Source organism: Clostridium thermobutyricum DSM 4928, assembly GCF_002050515.1.
In the GTDB taxonomy this organism is placed as follows: Bacteria; Bacillota; Clostridia; order Clostridiales; family Clostridiaceae; genus Clostridium; species Clostridium thermobutyricum.
Genome location: NZ_LTAY01000053.1, coordinates 1 through 16,555 on the forward strand (window position 1 = coordinate 1; position 16,555 = coordinate 16,555).

A 16,555-nucleotide genomic window follows, 5' to 3' on the forward strand; every position below is an offset into this window, starting at 1 on the left:
TCTTTATATAGATTATAACTTTTTATATTAGAAATAATTTTTTTATATAGAGTATTTTATTAATATTATTATCACAGTAAGATCCAAAAGGATACTAAGATTATAGATTGATATTATTTTATATTTTAAAAATTTAGACTATTACAATTATTAGATGTGAAATTAAATTTATTTAAGAGTACATATAAGAAAATTTTTGCAATCATATAAAAAATTATTATTTAATGTTTGAACTATTTATATATTTAGGATTATTCAGTATATAAAAATTTTTATATATCATTTGATAAGTAATTATAGTAGTCATTAATTCATGAAATTAGCTTTTAGTAAAATTAGATAGCATTAATAAAAATAACCTATAAGTTTAACTAAAAAAAAATAAAATGAATAAATTATTAATAAAATATGTAATTTTTATTGACATTCGACAAAAATCGACTTATTATATAGACATAAGGTGATTCGAGACAAAAGAATCTTAATAAAAAGCAAAGGGGAGATGATTATGAACAATGTAATCGCATACATGGAAGAAAAGATTATGCCGAAAGTATCTAAGATAGGTAATCAAAGGCATTTAATTGCAATAAGAGATGGTTTCTTAGCTATGATTGCGTTAACAATGGTTGCATCTATAGCAACTCTTATAAATAATATACCAATTGGTCCAGTTCAGAACTTTTTAAAGAACAACGCTTTTGGACAACAAGTATCTGAATTGTGTCAAAATATTTCATGGGGAGCATTCTCATTTATGGCTTTATTCGCTTGTATGGCAATTGCTCATTCATTATGGACAAGCTATGAGAATAAAGGTTTTGAAGGTGGCTTAGTAGCTGCAGCTGTTTTCTTAGCTGTATCAAAACAAACTGTTTTATATACACCACCTGGTTCAAAAGATGCTATTGAAGTTACTGGAGGATTAGCAGCAAGTAACTTTGGAGCAACTGCATTATTTACAGGAATTATAATTGCGATAGTAGCTGTTGAATTATTAAGATATTTAAGTAATGTTGATTGGCTTGAAATAAAATTACCAGATATGGTTCCACCAGCAGTAGCAAGAAGTTTTAAAACTATGTTACCTGGAATATTAACAATAACTGCTTTAGTAGCTGCATGTTTAGCACTTAGAGCTGCTACAGGACAATATTTACCAGATCTTATCACTAAAGTAATACAAGCTCCTATACAATCTGTAACAGATTCATTAGCAACTGCAATATTCTATCCATTATTAGTTTGTGGTTTATGGGCTTTAGGATTACATGGAACTAATGTAACTGACGGAATAGCAGTTCCAATATTTACTTCTTTATCAGCACACAACATGCAACTTGCTGAGCAAGGAGCTACAACAGGATACAATGTAATAAATGGACCTTTCTTCTACTCATTTGTATGGCTTGGAGGAGCAGGAGCAACTTTAGGACTTCTTTTAGCAATATTAATTGCAGGTAAGAGAGCTAGAAAGAGATATGGAGCTATAACTTCATTATCATTACCTCCTGGAGTGTTCAATATAAATGAACCAGTAATCTTTGGATTACCAGTAGTATTAAATCCTATAATTGCAATACCATTTATCATAATACCAGTAGTTTTATCAGTAATTTCATACTTAGCTATATCATCAGGATTAGTTCATCCAGTAATTGTTCAGTCAATTCCTTGGACAACTCCACCTATAATGTCAGGTTTCTTAGCAACTGGTCACTTAAGTGGGGCAATACTAAGCGGAGTTAACTTAATTTTAGCAACAGTTTTATATCTTCCATTTATAAATCTTTCAATTAGATTAGAAGAAAAACAAAATGCTGCATTAGAAAATGAAGCTTAAAATAAAAAATAATTAAAGCTAAAATTTATTATTAATGAGAGGACTTTGATTTAAAAGGAATTGAGAAATAAATTAGGGTTAAATTTATGAGAATAAGCTTTAATTAGAATTTAAAATTAAATTAGAAGAATTTTGATAGAGTATATGGTTAACATATACTCTATTATGTAAATAAGGTATATAATAGAATTATTGGAAGATTAAATAGCATATAAATAATTATTTAATCTTTAAAATAATTTATTTAGAGTATAAAGGAGTGTTTTTTATGGCATTAGGTATTAGTATTTATCCGTTATTAAGTTCAAAAGAAGAAAATTTAGAATATATTAAGAAAGCTAGAGATTTAGGATATGAAAGAATATTTACTTCTATGTTAGAAGTAGATGCAAATAAAGATAAAGCATTAGAGCAAGTTTCTTATTATAGAGAGCTTTTAAATTATGCTAGAGATTTAGGAATGAAGGTATTTATTGATATAAATCCTCAAGTTTTAAAAAATATAGACGTTGATCCAAGTGATTTAAGTTTCTTTGTAGACCTTGGGTGTACAGGAATTAGATTAGATGGAGTATTTAATGGGATTTATGAATCAATGATGACTTATAATGAATATGGTCTTGAAATTGAAATTAATGGTTCAATTAATAGTGCATATGTTAACAATATAATTGACTTAAGATGTAATAAAGAAAAACTTGTTGTATGTCACAACTTCTATCCAGAAGAATATACAGGTCTTCCTAAAGATTATTTTGTTAGTTGTATGGAAAGACATAAAGGACTTGGACTTAAAGTTGCTGCTTTTGTAAATGCAACTAAAGGAGGAATGCAAGGACCTTGGCCAACAAATGATGGACTTCCAACTCTTGAAAAACACAGACATAGAGATATTTTAGCTCAAGCACAAGAATTAGCTGCTTTAGGAGTAGATGATATTATAATTGGTAATGCTTTTGCAACTGATGAAGAATTAGAAGCTTTAGCTAGTGTAAATTTAAGTGTTTTAAAATTAAAAATGAACTCAGATAGAGAGCTTACTGAAATCGAAAAAGGATTTTTAAATAAGCAATTATCTGACAGAATAGAAAGCAGTGAGCAAATTATAAGATATTCTCATAGCAGATTTGACCTTAAAAACACAGAAATTAAAAGTGATAGAGATGAAACTGTAGTAGTTAAAAAAGGAACTGTGCTTTTAAATAATGATAAGTACTTAAACTATAAAGGAGAACTTATTATTGCTAAGCAAGATATAAGAATTGACAACAGAAGAAATATTGTTGGATATATTGATGAGGATTACTTAGATTTATTAGATTATATATTTATGGGTAAAAAATTCTCATTATTTATGGATAAATAGAAATTAAGGAGTAGCTTAAATAAGCTACTCCTTTTATTTTTAATACTACTATTTTAAAGTAATTATCTATTTTATTGTTAAGAAATTTTTGAATTTAAGTGGAATTATTATAGAAATAAAGATTTTAATATATGATTTATCCGTATTAATTTGATTATTAGTAGGTTAAATAAGTAGGGGAAATGTAATGAAAAAAATAATATCTGTTATATGTATATAACTAATTATATTGATTCTAGGAATTAGTATATTTTTTATAATCAATCATGATAATATATCTTATAAAAATTAAAAAATTTTTCAGTCAATATATGAAAAGGACTTTTTCAAAAATGAAAGAGTCCTTTTATAATTAAATTATTTAGAAATATATAGTTTAATTTTTTTATTTTAAGAATGAATTTAATATCATTCCTATAATTATGATTATTATTCCAATTAGTGAAAGTCCTTTTGGAAAGCTTCCATGTAAAAATATAATTGATCCTAAAACAGTAAATACAACCATTCCAGCTTGTGTTGATTCTACGGCTGCTAAAAGGGATAAGTTATGTTTAGCTTTTGTTGTAGCAAAGAAGAATGTTATTGTAGCTATTACACCTGAAAATAAAGCTAATATTAAAGCTTGTACAAAGTCTACTCCTGATATCATTCCATTATTAGCTCCTCCTAGAATGACTAATATTATTGCAATTGGCATACTAACAAGTGTCACTCCAAAGGATCTTTGAAAGCTATTTATTTTATCACTACAAACTTCCATAAGTTTTCTATTACCTAATGGATATAAAAACGCAGATATAGCTACAGGAATAAATCCTTTTAAAATAGAACTTATAGACATTGTTTTAGCTTCGTTTAATTGCATTATGATAACTCCAATTAATATAAAACTTGAAATTATTAATCTTTTTACAGGAATTTTTCCTCTTTTTAATTCAGTTTTATTATTAATAATAACAGGAACGTAAAATAAAGGTGATAGTAATAAACCTGCTATTATAGTAATTTGCCAACTACTTGCTACAAGCCATGAAGGAGCAAAGTCTGAGGACATAGTTAATAATATGTAAAATCCTATACCAGATAAATTTCCCCAAAGCATCCATTTTAGAAAATCTTTTTTTATTGCTTTTAGGAGTGATTTCACCTCTCCTCTAAAAAATACAATTAAAAATAAAAATGGTAATGCTAATATAAATCTTAATGAAGCAGTCCATTCCCAGCTAATTCCTCCAGTTCCCATAAGTTTAGTAACAACAAAAGTTGCTGAAAAGAACATTGATGATAATAGTCCTATAAATATTGCACTCATATATAGTTCTCCTTTCTTTAAAGTAGTTTGTGTATATTATAATATATAAAAAAGTTTTATTTGTAAAGTATAATATACAAAAATATGATTTAAGTATATTATTTTATACTTTTTAAAAGGAATATATTATAATATAATTTACATAAAGAAAATTTGTTAGGAGATGTTTAGATTGAATATAAATGAGGTATCATCTAAAAAATTTGTATCTAGAATTGGTCAGTCTATAAATAAATTAAGAAGTAATAAAAATCTTACAATAGAACAATTAGCAAATAACATTGGGATTAGTAGACTTACTCTTTCTAAAATAGAGCATGGAGACGCAAATCCAACTATAAATATACTTTGGAAAATATGTAATGAATTAGATACAACTTTAGCAGAATTAGTTGATTATAAAGAAGAAATATCTTTATCTAAAGCGAATTCTGTTCATGACTTAGAAAGTAGTGATAAATCCTTTAAAATAGATTTTGTTTTTAGAGAAGAAAAGGCAAATTCAATTGAAACATATAGAATATATTTATCTGAAAATAATAAAACTATGCTAACTGAAAAGCATAATAGTGGTAGCATTGAGATTGTTACTGTTATGAAGGGGAAAGTCTTAATTACTATTGATGATAAAGAGTTTGAGTTAGATGAATTTGATTCTTTAAAATTTGAAGCTGATAAAAATCATTCTTATAAAAATTTAAGTGATGGAACTACTATATTAAACTCAGTTATTAAATACTAGTTTGGGATATTAAAAAATATATTTTAGAAAAATACTTAAAAAGTCTATAAACTAAGGTGATTTAATTTAGTTTATAGACTTTTTTATAATAGATTTTAAAATTAAAATATTAGATTAAAGTAATACATTTAGTTGATTATTAAATATTTAAAATAGTTTATATTAATATAGAAAATGTTTACAAAAGGATTTAATGAGAACTCTTATATTTTTTAGGTGATATTCCAGTAATTTTTTTAAACATGTGACTAAAATAAGATGAATTTGAAAATCCAACTATAGTTGATATATCTCTTATTGAAAAGTTTGTTGTAGATAAAAGACTTTTTGCCTCATCTATCCTTTTATTTATAAGATAGTTTATAGGAGATGTCCCCATTTGCTTTGTAAATGTATGAACTAAATGATATTTATTTAAATAAGTTAGATTTGCTAAATAATCTAATGTTATATGTTCTGAATAATTTGTATCAATATAGTTTTTGATTTTAATACATTCTAAATTTAATGAGTCATTTCCCTCTTCTTTTACTTTTAATTCTTTTTTTGTATTTCTAAGAATATAAAGTATGAATAATGTTAGAATGCTTTTGCAAGCAAGCTCATAATTATAAGGTTTATTTTCTATTTCATCAATGAGTAAATTTAAATAATCTAAGACTTGATTATCTTCTCCGTAATTAATTACTTTATATGAATTATTTGTTGTTTCTTCTAATGTTATCTTATGTGGTTCAAAGGTATTTAAAACAATGTTATCTATTCCTAGAACTATATATTCTAAAGGATCATCTGAAATAGTAGACTTTTCTGTATGCAAGCAATTTGGATTTATTATTATTAAATCTCCTCTTGATACATTTAAAGATGTATCAGCTAGCTGAAAGCTTCCTTTTCCTCCAGTTATATAGAAAATTTCTGTAAAAGGATGAAAATGAGCTGTACTATGCCAGTCTGTATCACATTTAGACTTACAAATATACAAGAGTTCATGGTTGAATTTTAAAATAGATTTCTCTTGTATAGAATAACGTTTACTTCCCATATAAATTCCTCCAAAACCATATAAAATATTAAATTTAGATTCATTATAACATAATTTGGAATTTAAGTATATTGTTATCTTAAACAACATTTTTATTAAATATCGCAATATATTTATTGTGTAAAAGATTTCATTAAATGTATAATTTAACTATAGCAACATCTTGAAGGGGAGTGAATTTATGAAGGACAAGATTATGTCAAAAAAGTTTTTTGTTTGGGCGTCAGTATTACCAGCTGTAATATTATTTATTGTATTTATGGTTATCCCAACAATTAATGTATTTTGGATGTCCTTATTTAAATGGGGAGGTCTATCTAGCAATAAGAAATTTGTTGGATTAGACAATTTTAAAATATTATTTAAAGATGAGAATTTTATAAAATCTTTTCAAAATACTCTTTTATTATTAGTTGTAGTTACAATTGTTACTATGATATTAGCAATTATAGCAGCAGCAATTTTATCTAGAGAAAATGTAAAATTTAAAAATTTCTTTAGAGTAGTTTTTTATTTACCAAACATACTGTCAGTAGTTGTAATTTCTGCTATATTTTCAGCTATATTAGATCCAAACAGAGGAATAATAAACGAATCTTTAGGATTTTTAGGATTAGATTCTTTAAAGATGATGTGGCTTGGAGACCAAAAAGTAGTTATTTGGTGTATAGCAATAGCAATGATTTGGCAAGCTGTAGGTTATTACATGGTAATGTATATGGCAAGTATGTGTAGTATACCTGAAAGTTTATATGAATCAGCAGAACTTGAAGGTGCTTCAAAGATAAAGCAATTTTTCAAAATAACTTTACCTCTTATATGGAATGTTATAAGAACAACTTTAACCTTCTTTATTATAAGTACAATGAATTTAAGTTTCTTGTTTGTAAAGGTTATGACAGGTGGAGGTCCAGATGGTTCATCAGAGGTTTTATTAAGCTATATGTATGGACAGGCTTATACTAACTCTTCTTATGGATATGGAATGGCAATAGGTGTAACTATATTTGTATTCTCATTTGGGTTATCACTTTTAATAAATAAAGCAACTAAGCGTGATGTTATAGAATTCTAGGAGGAAATTAATATGAAAAAGCTTAAAGAGATGTCATCAGATAAATTATATAGATTTTTTATATACTTTTGTTTAAGTGTATTTGCATTAAGCATATTAGTTCCAATTGGTTGGTCTATAATGTCAGCATTTAAGCATAAGTCAGAATTTTATGGAAACCCTTGGGCACTTCCAGAAGGATTATATTTTGAAAACTTTATAAAAGCATTTAAAGATGCACATATGGGTGAGTATTTTATAAATTCATTAATAATAACAGGTCTTGCTTTAATAATTCTTTTAGTTGTGGCAATACCAGCTGCATATGTACTTTCAAGATTTACATTTAAATCAAGCAAGTTTTTAAATGGATTATTTGCAGCAGGATTATTTATAAATGTTAACTATATTGTTGTACCTATATTCCTTCTTGTGTTAGATGGAGAAAAGATAGTTAGAGAAATTTTTTCGATAGCAGCAAATGTTTCTGTATTTTTAGATAGTAGAATTGTTGTAAGTCTTATATATGCTTCAACAGCACTTCCATTTACTATATACCTTTTAACAAGCTATCTAAAATCTTTACCAAAAGCTTATGAAGAAGCAGCTTATATGGATGGAGCTTCTTATTTAAAAACACTTATACATGTAATAATTCCAATGGCAAAGCCAAGTATAATAACTGTAATTTTATTTAATTTCTTAGCTTTTTGGAATGAGTATATAATTGCATTAACTTTACTTCCTAATAAATCAAAAACTTTACCTTTAGGATTAATAAATTTAATGCAAGTTCAAAAGACTGCAACAGATTATGGTGCAATGTATGCAGGACTTGTAATAGTAATGATTCCTACAATAATTCTTTATATGTTAGTTCAAAAGAAATTAACTGAAGGAATGACTGTGGGAGGAATAAAAGAATAAAAAAATTATTAAATGAAGTTTTTATAGGGAATGGATTATTAATAATGTAAAAAGTTTTATTGGTAAAAAATTTTCGTTAAAAAATATATTTTTATGGGGTTAATTGAAATGGAGGGTTTTTAGATGAATAAGAAAGGAAGAGTTACAATACCCACAGATGATAGTTTTATTAAAGAAACTATGGAAATAGTTGAAGCATGGGGTGCTGATGCTATTCGTGATTGTGATGGATTTAAATTACCAAAAGAAATTAAAGGTATAGCGGAAAAAATTTATTCAACTTATTTTGTTGCTAGAGGAGATAATGAATGGGCAAATAAAAATAGAGATGAGCTTCAACAAACTTATCTTATGACAAAACATATTTTAGCAACAAGTAATACTTTAGAAATAGATATAATGGATGGGTATTTTAAAGAGCAAGTAGTTCCAGATAGTACTCATGATATAAAGAAGTTTTGGGAAGTTATTGATAGAACTACTGAAGAAGTAGTTTCTATTGAGGATTGGTCTTATGATAAGGAAAATCAAAAGGTATTAATAAAAAATACTAAGCCTTGGCATGAATATACTGTTTCTTTCCTTGCTTATTGTATTTGGGATCCAACTCAAATGTATAATCACATAACTAATAATTGGGGAGATAAGCCTCATGATATTCCTTTTAACGTAAGAGGAAAGAAAACTAATGAATATATTTTTAAAGCTATGCACAAATGGCTTGATGAACATCCTGATACTGATGTAATTAGATTTACAACTTTCTTCTATCATTTCACTTTAGTATTTAATAATCTTGCAAAAGAAAAATTTGTTGATTGGTTTGGATACAGTTCAAGTGTAAGTGCTGAAGCTTTAGAAGCTTTTGAAGAAGAGAAAGGATATAGATTAAGACCAGAAGATATTATTGATAAAGGATATTATAACAGTACTTTTAGAGTTCCAAGTAAAGCTTATTTAGACTTTATGGATTTTCAACAAAAATATGTAGCTGAAAATGTTAAAAAGTTAGTTGATATAGTTCATGAACATGGAAGAGAAGCAATGATGTTTTTAGGTGATAACTGGATTGGAACAGAGCCTTATGGAAAATATTTTGAAAGTATTGGACTTGATGCAGTAGTTGGTTCTGTAGGAAATGGAGCTACTCTTAGAATGATTTCTGATATTCCAGGAGTTAAATATACAGAAGGAAGATTTTTACCTTACTTCTTCCCTGATACTTTTTATGAAGGAAATGATCCAACTATTGAAGCTAGAGAAAATTGGTTAACTGCAAGAAGAGCTATTATGAGAAAACCAGTTGATAGAATTGGTTATGGAGGATATCTTTCTCTTGCTTATAAATTCCCTAAGTTTGTAGATTATGTTGGCAAAGTTTGTGATGAATTTAGAACTATATATGAAAATATAAATAATACAAAACCTCATTGTGGTTTAAAAGTTGCAGTATTAAATTCTTGGGGGAAACTAAGAACTTGGCAAACTCACATGGTAGCACATGCACTATGGTATAAACAAATTTACACTTATTTAGGAGTAATTGAAGCTTTAAGTGGAATGAGTGTAGATGTTAATTTTATAAGCTTTGATGATGTTAAAAAAGATGGAATAGATAAAGATATAGATGTTATCTTAAATGTTGGAGATGCAGGAACTGCCTTTAGTGGAGGAGAAAACTGGAGAGTTGAAAAATTAGTTTCTACTTTAAGAGAATGGATTTATAATGGCGGAGGATTTATAGGAATTGGAGAGCCAACAGCAGAACTTTATGGAGGACATTTCTTCCAGCTTTCAGATGCTTTAGGAGTTGATAAAGAACTTGGATTCTCATTAAGCACAGATAAATATTTTAAAGATGAAATAGAAAAACATTTTATAACTGAAGATGTTAAGTCAGAAATTGACTTTGGTGAAGGAATGAAAAATATTTATGCAACTAAGGAAAGTACTGAAATTATTTGTAATAGAAATGGTGACTTAATGCTTAGTTCAAATAATTATGGAAAAGGTAGAGCAATTTATATTTCAGGACTTCCATATTCAGCTGAAAATACAAGAATTCTTTATAGAAGTCTTTATTATGCAAGTCATAAAGAAAGTGAAATGAAAAAATGGTATTGTGATGATATGAATTGCGAAGTATCAGCTTATTTAGAAGAAAATAAGTATGCAATAATAAATAATTCAAATGAAGAAGTAGAGACTTTTGTTTATGATGGAGATGGAAAGGCAGAATTAGTTTTAATGAAGCCAGCAGAAATTAAATGGATAGAAATTTAATTTAAGGTGGGAATAATATGGTCAAAAATATAATTAAATTAATCTGTTTCATAATTGCCATGATATTAGTTATAAAAGGTGCAACAAATACTGGATATAACGGAGTTTTAATGATGGTAGTAGGTGTATTAATTATATTAGGAGAATTGTATTTATACAATAAACAATATACCTAGCAATATGATGATATAAATAAACAACATTCTTATATATCAAACGTTTACAAAGGGTTAAAATATAAACATAAATTGTTATATATTTAAAATATCTTGTTAATTGTTATTTATTAGTAGGTTGATGGAGGAGAATTTATGAAGAAAAGAAGATTAATATGTTTATTAAGCGCACTAATCATGGGAACATCATTAGTGGCTTGTGGTGGAGCAGCAGAGGACAAGGCTGAAGGGTCTGGTGAAAACAAAGTTTTAAAAATAGCTGCTTTTGAAGGTGGTTATGGTAAAGAATATTGGGAAACTTTAAAAGAAAAATTTGAAGCTGAAAATGAAGGTGTAACTGTAGAGCTTACAGTTAAATCAAATCTAGAAGAAGTAATTAGACCTCAAATCCAATCAGGAAATGTACCAGATTTAGTATACTTAGCAACTAATAGAGAAGAAGCATTAACTGAAACATTTATAAAAGAACAATCTTTACATGATTTATCAAATATGCTTGAAAAAACTGTTCCAGGTGAAAATGTAAAAGTTAAAGATAAAATATTACCAGGATTTTTAGCTACATCTGCTACTAATCCTTACCCAGATGGAAAAACTTATTTAGCACCTCTTTTCTATAGTCCAACAGGATTATTCTATAATAAAGGATTATTTAAAGAAAAAGGATATGAACTTCCAAAAACTTGGGATGAAATGTTCAAATTAGGAGATAAAGCTAAAAAAGATGGAATAGCATTATTCTCATATCCAACTTCAGGATACTTTGATGGAGCTATGGGAGCAATGCTTGCAGGAGCAGGTGGAATTGAAGCATTCAACAAAGCTATGGCTTATGAAGATGGATTCTGGAAAACAGATGAAGCTAAAACTGTATTAGAAACTATAAGTAAAATGAAAAATTATTTAGAGCCAACAGTAGTTGCGAATGCAAATGCACAAGGATTCAAAAATAATCAACAATTAATTTTAGATAATAAAGCTTTATTTATACCAAATGGAAGCTGGTTACCAGATGAAATGAAAGATGCTCCAAGAAAAGATGGATTTGAATGGGGATTTATGGCTTATCCAGCATTTAAAGATGGCGGAAAATCTTATGCTTACAACTTCTTAGAACAAATGTATATTCCTAAAGATGCTGCAAATAAAGAATTAGCAGAAGATTTTATGGCTTATATGTATAGTGATGAAGCTGTTAAGATAATTGCTGAAAAAGCTAAAGCTGTTGTACCAGTTAAAGGTTCTATTGATTTAGCTAAAGATTCATTAACTGACTTACAAGTTGAACTTTTAAGTGTTTATGACAAAGGTGCAGAGCCAGTAATGGGATCTTTTGTTGCAACTGAACCAGTTGAAGGATTAAACTTCACTGACATCTATATGGGAACTATAGATTCAATAATGACTGGTGATAAAACAGTTGAAGATTGGCAAAAAGCTTTAGTAGAAGCAAGTGAAAAGCTAAATAAAGCTATAATCAAATAGTTAATTAATAATTCAATAGGGATGTCTTTATATAGACATCCCCTTTTTAATAAATAAAACTTAAAATTTATAATTTAAAGAGGAATTTAAATTATAAATTATAAATTTTAGATTAAAAATTATATATTAGGGGGAATTTTTATGGCAAATTTATCTTTAAAAAATATACAAAAAGTTTATGATAATGGATTTAAAGCAGTTAGTGATTTTAATTTAGAAATAGAAGATAAGGAATTTATAGTTTTTGTAGGGCCATCAGGATGTGGTAAATCTACAACTTTAAGAATGATAGCAGGACTTGAAGAAATATCAGGAGGAGAACTTTATATAGGTGATAGGCTTGTTAATGATGTTGCTCCAAAAGATAGAGATATAGCAATGGTTTTCCAAAACTATGCTCTATATCCTCATATGACTGTTTATGACAATATGGCATTTGGATTGAAACTAAGAAAAGTAAATAAAGAGGAGATAGATAAAAAAGTTAAAGAAGCAGCGAGAATATTAGATTTAGAACATCTTTTAGATAGAAAACCAAAAGCACTTTCTGGAGGTCAAAGACAGAGAGTTGCAATGGGAAGAGCTATTGTAAGACATCCTAAAGTATTTTTAATGGATGAACCTTTATCAAATCTTGATGCAAAGTTAAGAGTTCAAATGAGAACTGAAATTTCAAAGCTTTCTAAAGAGTTAAAAACAACTTTTATTTATGTAACCCATGACCAAACTGAAGCTATGACATTAGGTACAAGAATAGTTGTTATGAAAGATGGTGTAATTCAGCAAGTTGCAACTCCAAATGAAATTTATAATAATCCTAAAAATATGTTTGTTGCAGGATTTATAGGAAGTCCTCAAATGAATTTTATAAAAGGTTTAGTAAAAGATGAGAAAGGAAAAATAAAAATAGATATTTTAAATTCAGAAATTGAATTTGAAGGAGAAAAAGCTAAAAAGCTAAAAGCTTTAGTAAATAAAGAAGTTGTAGTAGGAATTAGACCAGAAAATATAAACTGTTTAGATAATGGTAATTTTTCTGCTAAATTAGAGGTTTCAGAAAACTTAGGAGCTGAATTATACATTCATACAAAGATTGAAGATCAAGTAGTTGTAATAAAAGAAACTAATACTAGTTATTCATGTAAAGATGGAAAAGTTAATTTTGATTTTGATTTAAGTAAATTACATGTATTTAATAAAGAAACTGAGGAAACAATTTTTTAAATTTTAATAAGGGGGATATTGAGAATGTATTATTTAGGAGTAGATGGTGGAGGAACTAAAACAAAATATATTTTAGTTGATGAAGAGTTAAAGATTCTTTCAGAGATAGAAAGAGGTACAACTCATTTACATCAAATAGGAATAGATAATTTGAAATTAGAAATATCAGAAGGAATAAAAGAGGTTTGTAGTAAAGGCAATATAAATAAAAAAGATTTAGATTATATATTTTTAGGGATTCCTGGATATGGAGAAAGTGAAAATGATAAAAAAGAGATTGAAAAAGCTATAGGAGAAGTTTTAGAAGGATATAATTATAAAATTGATAATGATAGTGTGGCTGGTTGGGCAGCAGGAACTTTATGTGAAACTGGAATAAATATTGTTGCAGGAACAGGAAGCATAGCTTTTGGAATGAATGATAAAGGAGAAGGCGCTAGAGTAGGTGGCTGGGGTCCTAATATTGGTGATGATGGAAGTGCTCATTGGATTGGATTAAGAGTAATAAATGAATACACTAAGCAAAAGGATAATAGACATGAAAAAACTGTTTTAGTTGATATTATAGAAAAGGAAAAAGACATAAAAGATTATTTTGGAATAGTAGATCTTGTATTTAATAAATATAAGCTTTCAAGAACAGAGCTTGCTGGTTTTTGTAAATTAGGTAAAATCGCAGCTGATAATGGTTGTAAAGCTTGCAAAGATATATTTAGACAAGCAGCTTATGAGCTTTTCTTACAAATAAAAGCTTTAAGAAAAGAATTAAAAATAGAGGAAGAGTTTGTTCTTTCATATACAGGTGGAGTATTTAAAGCAGAGGAATTTGTATTAGAGCCGTTAAAAGAATATTTAGATAAAGAAAATATAAAATATATTCTTATAAAGCCTAAACTTGAACCTTGGCATGGAGCTGCTTTAATGGCTTATAAACTAGGCGGAAATGAGATATTAGAAGGCAAGCTTTTTAAATAAATATATTATATAAGTTTAGTTTTAGAAAAATAAAGAGTAATATTTAAAAATTATATTAGAATTAAATAGTAGTTAGGTTAAAAGAAGGTGTTATTATGGAAAATATCTATGAGTGGGTGGCTAGGCTTGTAGACTATGGATTTGAAAATCAACTTTATTTAGAAGAGGACATAATTTATACAAGAAATAAGATATTAGAATTATTAAATCTAGATGAATATAAATCAATGGAATACAAAAAAGAAAACTATAATATAGAAGAGATATTAAATAAATTATTAGAATTTGCTATAGAAAAAGGAATTATAGAAGATTCAATTACAGAAAGAGATAATTTTGATAGTAGATTAATGGGTACACTTTTAGGAAGACCTTCAGAAATAATAAATATGTTTAATAAAAAATATTATAATAGCCCTGAAAGAGCAACAGATTTTTATTATGAATTAAGTAAAAAATCTAATTATATAAGAGCTGAAAGAATAAAAAAAGATTTGAAATGGAAGGTTCCAACTGAATATGCTAATTTAGATATTACAATTAATATGTCTAAACCAGAAAAGGATGTTGCTGAAATTGAAAAACAGGCTAAGATGGAAAAAGGAGATTATCCTAAGTGTTTACTTTGTAAGGAATGTGAAGGCTATGCAGGAAGATTTAATTATCCAAGTAGGAGCAATCACAGAATAATTCCAATAGAATTAAATAATTCTAAGTGGTTTTTTCAATATTCACCTTATTCATATTTTAATGAGCATTCAATAGTTTTAAGTGAAAGGCATATTTCAATAAAAATAGATAGAAATACTTTTATTGACCTTTTAGATTTTGTAGATAAATTTAAGCACTATTTTATAGGCTCAAATTCAGAGCTTCCTATAGTTGGAGGGTCAATACTTTCTCATAATCATTATCAAGGAGGAAAATATAAATTCCCAATAGAAAAAGCAGAAGTTTTAGAAGTTTATAAGATGGAAGGCTTTAAATCTCTAGAGCTTAGAAGAATTAAGTGGCCTTTATCAACTATAAGATTAGTTGGCAAAGATAAAAAAGAAATAGTTAATGCTTCAGAAAAAATATTAAACATTTGGAGAGAATATTCTGATGAAGAACATGAAATTATTTGTAAAAGTGAAGAAGAAATTCATAATACAATAACTCCAATTTGTAGATTTAAAAATGGAAATTATGAGATGGATTTAGTTTTAAGAAATAATAGAAGGTCAAAAGAGCATCCAACAGGTATATTCCATCCACATAAGGAATATCATCATATAAAAAAAGAAAATATAGGTCTTATAGAAGTTATGGGACTTGCTGTTTTACCTTCAAGGTTAAATTCTAATATGGATTTAATGAAGGAATATTTATTAAAAAGAAAAGATAGTGATGAAATAGAAATTCATAAGCCTTGGTTAGATAGGATTATTAAAAGACATAATATGATTTGTGAAAATGAAGTTGATAATATCTTGAAATATGAAATTGGAGTAGTATTTAAAGAACTTTTAGAAAATTGTGGTGTTTTTAAATGTGATGAAAAAGGGGTTAATGGATTTAATAAATTTATTAATATTATTTGCAAAAAATAGTTTCCTATCTCATTACACTTTTATATAACAAAAGGACTTTTTCAAAATTGAAAAAGTCCTTTTTTATTTTAAAAATTAAGCTACTTTTTGAGAATATCAACCTAGTTTAATTAAGAAAGTTGTGAGTAATTATTAGTTTAGATAAAAAATTTATCAAGGAATTTATTTTAGTATCTTTATTATTTAAATTTAATTAAAAATTATTTTAATTTATTACGGTACATTTTAATTAATACTGTAGCATTTGTTTCATTTGAAAGTGCATTTAAATCAATAGTACCTACATTAGCAATTAAGTTAAAAGTTTGCTAAGTAGTTTTATTATATAGTGAATATATAGTGAGTTAACTGAAATGGGGAAACTATCAGTTAAATTCTATTTTTTTATATTCCCTTTATATATTGATATACTATATAGTATTCAAATATATAGATATAGGTTACATAATTTTTATAATATAAAGTTAATTTTTAGATTTAAATAGATATTTTTATAGAGTTATTTATAAAATAAATATTAATTTAAAT

13 protein-coding genes are annotated in these 16,555 nt (G+C 26.8%); 11 read left to right on the forward strand and 2 right to left on the reverse strand.

The genetic code is table 11. The features are described 5' to 3' along the window. The first annotated feature begins 508 nt into the window (after window positions 1-508). Both CLTHE_RS10390 and CLTHE_RS10395 read left to right on the forward strand, forming a co-directional pair. On the forward strand, window positions 509-1,843 hold the full coding sequence (locus tag CLTHE_RS10390) for a PTS sugar transporter subunit IIC (protein ID WP_158082715.1): 1,335 nt from the start codon (window positions 509-511) through the stop codon (window positions 1,841-1,843). A 268-nt stretch (window positions 1,844-2,111) separates the two neighbouring features. Beyond that, window positions 2,112-3,209, forward strand: a complete 1,098-nt coding sequence (locus CLTHE_RS10395) for a DUF871 domain-containing protein (RefSeq protein ID WP_080023319.1) — start codon at window positions 2,112-2,114, stop codon at window positions 3,207-3,209. 385 nt (window positions 3,210-3,594) lie between these two features. On the opposite strand, the gene CLTHE_RS10400 is transcribed toward CLTHE_RS10395, so the two are convergent. Continuing rightward, complete coding sequence (locus tag CLTHE_RS10400) at window positions 3,595-4,524, reverse strand: DMT family transporter (RefSeq protein ID WP_080023321.1); 930 nt, start codon at window positions 4,522-4,524, stop codon at window positions 3,595-3,597. 172 nt (window positions 4,525-4,696) lie between these two features. Between CLTHE_RS10400 and CLTHE_RS10405 the strand changes: the two genes are divergently transcribed. Then, window positions 4,697-5,266 carry a helix-turn-helix domain-containing protein gene (locus tag CLTHE_RS10405; protein ID WP_158082716.1) on the forward strand — a complete coding sequence of 190 codons (570 nt, stop codon included), beginning with the start codon at window positions 4,697-4,699 and terminating at the stop codon, window positions 5,264-5,266. A 190-nt stretch (window positions 5,267-5,456) separates the two neighbouring features. On the opposite strand, the gene CLTHE_RS10410 is transcribed toward CLTHE_RS10405, so the two are convergent. Further along, on the reverse strand, window positions 5,457-6,311 hold the full coding sequence (locus CLTHE_RS10410; RefSeq protein WP_080023326.1) for an AraC family transcriptional regulator: 855 nt from the start codon (window positions 6,309-6,311) through the stop codon (window positions 5,457-5,459). Window positions 6,312-6,492: 181 nt separating this feature from the next. Here CLTHE_RS10410 and CLTHE_RS10415 point away from each other — a divergent pair, with 181 nt between their 5' ends. The 8 genes from CLTHE_RS10415 (at window position 6,493) to CLTHE_RS10445 (ending at window position 16,027) form a co-directional block, all read left to right on the forward strand. Then, window positions 6,493-7,386, forward strand: coding sequence for a carbohydrate ABC transporter permease (locus tag CLTHE_RS10415; RefSeq protein WP_080023328.1), 894 nt, complete (start codon window positions 6,493-6,495; stop codon window positions 7,384-7,386). 12 nt (window positions 7,387-7,398) lie between these two features. Then, window positions 7,399-8,292 carry a carbohydrate ABC transporter permease gene (locus CLTHE_RS10420; protein ID WP_080023330.1) on the forward strand — a complete coding sequence of 298 codons (894 nt, stop codon included), beginning with the start codon at window positions 7,399-7,401 and terminating at the stop codon, window positions 8,290-8,292. Between the two features lie 123 nt (window positions 8,293-8,415). Then, window positions 8,416-10,575, forward strand: a complete 2,160-nt coding sequence (gnpA, locus tag CLTHE_RS10425; protein WP_080023332.1) for a 1,3-beta-galactosyl-N-acetylhexosamine phosphorylase — start codon at window positions 8,416-8,418, stop codon at window positions 10,573-10,575. A 17-nt stretch (window positions 10,576-10,592) separates the two neighbouring features. After that, window positions 10,593-10,751, forward strand: coding sequence for a DUF6903 family protein (locus tag CLTHE_RS16900; RefSeq protein ID WP_169840843.1), 159 nt, complete (start codon window positions 10,593-10,595; stop codon window positions 10,749-10,751). A 135-nt stretch (window positions 10,752-10,886) separates the two neighbouring features. Continuing rightward, window positions 10,887-12,236 (forward strand): carbohydrate ABC transporter substrate-binding protein, encoded by a 1,350-nt coding sequence (locus tag CLTHE_RS10430; protein WP_080023334.1) that lies wholly within the window; start codon window positions 10,887-10,889, stop codon window positions 12,234-12,236. A gap of 141 nt (window positions 12,237-12,377) precedes the next feature. Continuing rightward, the gene (locus tag CLTHE_RS10435; protein WP_080023336.1) at window positions 12,378-13,460 is read left to right on the forward strand and encodes an ABC transporter ATP-binding protein; all 1,083 of its coding nucleotides are present in this window, start codon (window positions 12,378-12,380) and stop codon (window positions 13,458-13,460) included. A gap of 24 nt (window positions 13,461-13,484) precedes the next feature. Then, the gene (locus tag CLTHE_RS10440) at window positions 13,485-14,435 is read left to right on the forward strand and encodes a BadF/BadG/BcrA/BcrD ATPase family protein (protein WP_080023339.1); all 951 of its coding nucleotides are present in this window, start codon (window positions 13,485-13,487) and stop codon (window positions 14,433-14,435) included. 95 nt (window positions 14,436-14,530) lie between these two features. Further along, the gene (locus CLTHE_RS10445; RefSeq protein WP_080023342.1) at window positions 14,531-16,027 is read left to right on the forward strand and encodes a UDP-glucose--hexose-1-phosphate uridylyltransferase; all 1,497 of its coding nucleotides are present in this window, start codon (window positions 14,531-14,533) and stop codon (window positions 16,025-16,027) included. Window positions 16,028-16,555: the final 528 nt, after the last annotated feature.

Coding starts and splice junctions, on each gene's coding strand:
- CLTHE_RS10440 (WP_080023339.1), top strand. CDS start 13,485: ATGTATTATTTAGGAGTAGATGGTGGAGGAACTAAAACAAAATATATT.
- CLTHE_RS10390 (WP_158082715.1), top strand. CDS start 509: ATGAACAATGTAATCGCATACATGGAAGAAAAGATTATGCCGAAAGTA.
- CLTHE_RS10415 (WP_080023328.1), top strand. CDS start 6,493: ATGAAGGACAAGATTATGTCAAAAAAGTTTTTTGTTTGGGCGTCAGTA.
- CLTHE_RS10430 (WP_080023334.1), top strand. CDS start 10,887: ATGAAGAAAAGAAGATTAATATGTTTATTAAGCGCACTAATCATGGGA.
- CLTHE_RS10445 (WP_080023342.1), top strand. CDS start 14,531: ATGGAAAATATCTATGAGTGGGTGGCTAGGCTTGTAGACTATGGATTT.
- CLTHE_RS16900 (WP_169840843.1), top strand. CDS start 10,593: ATGGTCAAAAATATAATTAAATTAATCTGTTTCATAATTGCCATGATA.
- gnpA (WP_080023332.1), top strand. CDS start 8,416: ATGAATAAGAAAGGAAGAGTTACAATACCCACAGATGATAGTTTTATT.
- CLTHE_RS10395 (WP_080023319.1), top strand. CDS start 2,112: ATGGCATTAGGTATTAGTATTTATCCGTTATTAAGTTCAAAAGAAGAA.
- CLTHE_RS10410 (WP_080023326.1), bottom strand. CDS start 6,311: ATGGGAAGTAAACGTTATTCTATACAAGAGAAATCTATTTTAAAATTC.
- CLTHE_RS10420 (WP_080023330.1), top strand. CDS start 7,399: ATGAAAAAGCTTAAAGAGATGTCATCAGATAAATTATATAGATTTTTT.
- CLTHE_RS10400 (WP_080023321.1), bottom strand. CDS start 4,524: ATGAGTGCAATATTTATAGGACTATTATCATCAATGTTCTTTTCAGCA.
- CLTHE_RS10435 (WP_080023336.1), top strand. CDS start 12,378: ATGGCAAATTTATCTTTAAAAAATATACAAAAAGTTTATGATAATGGA.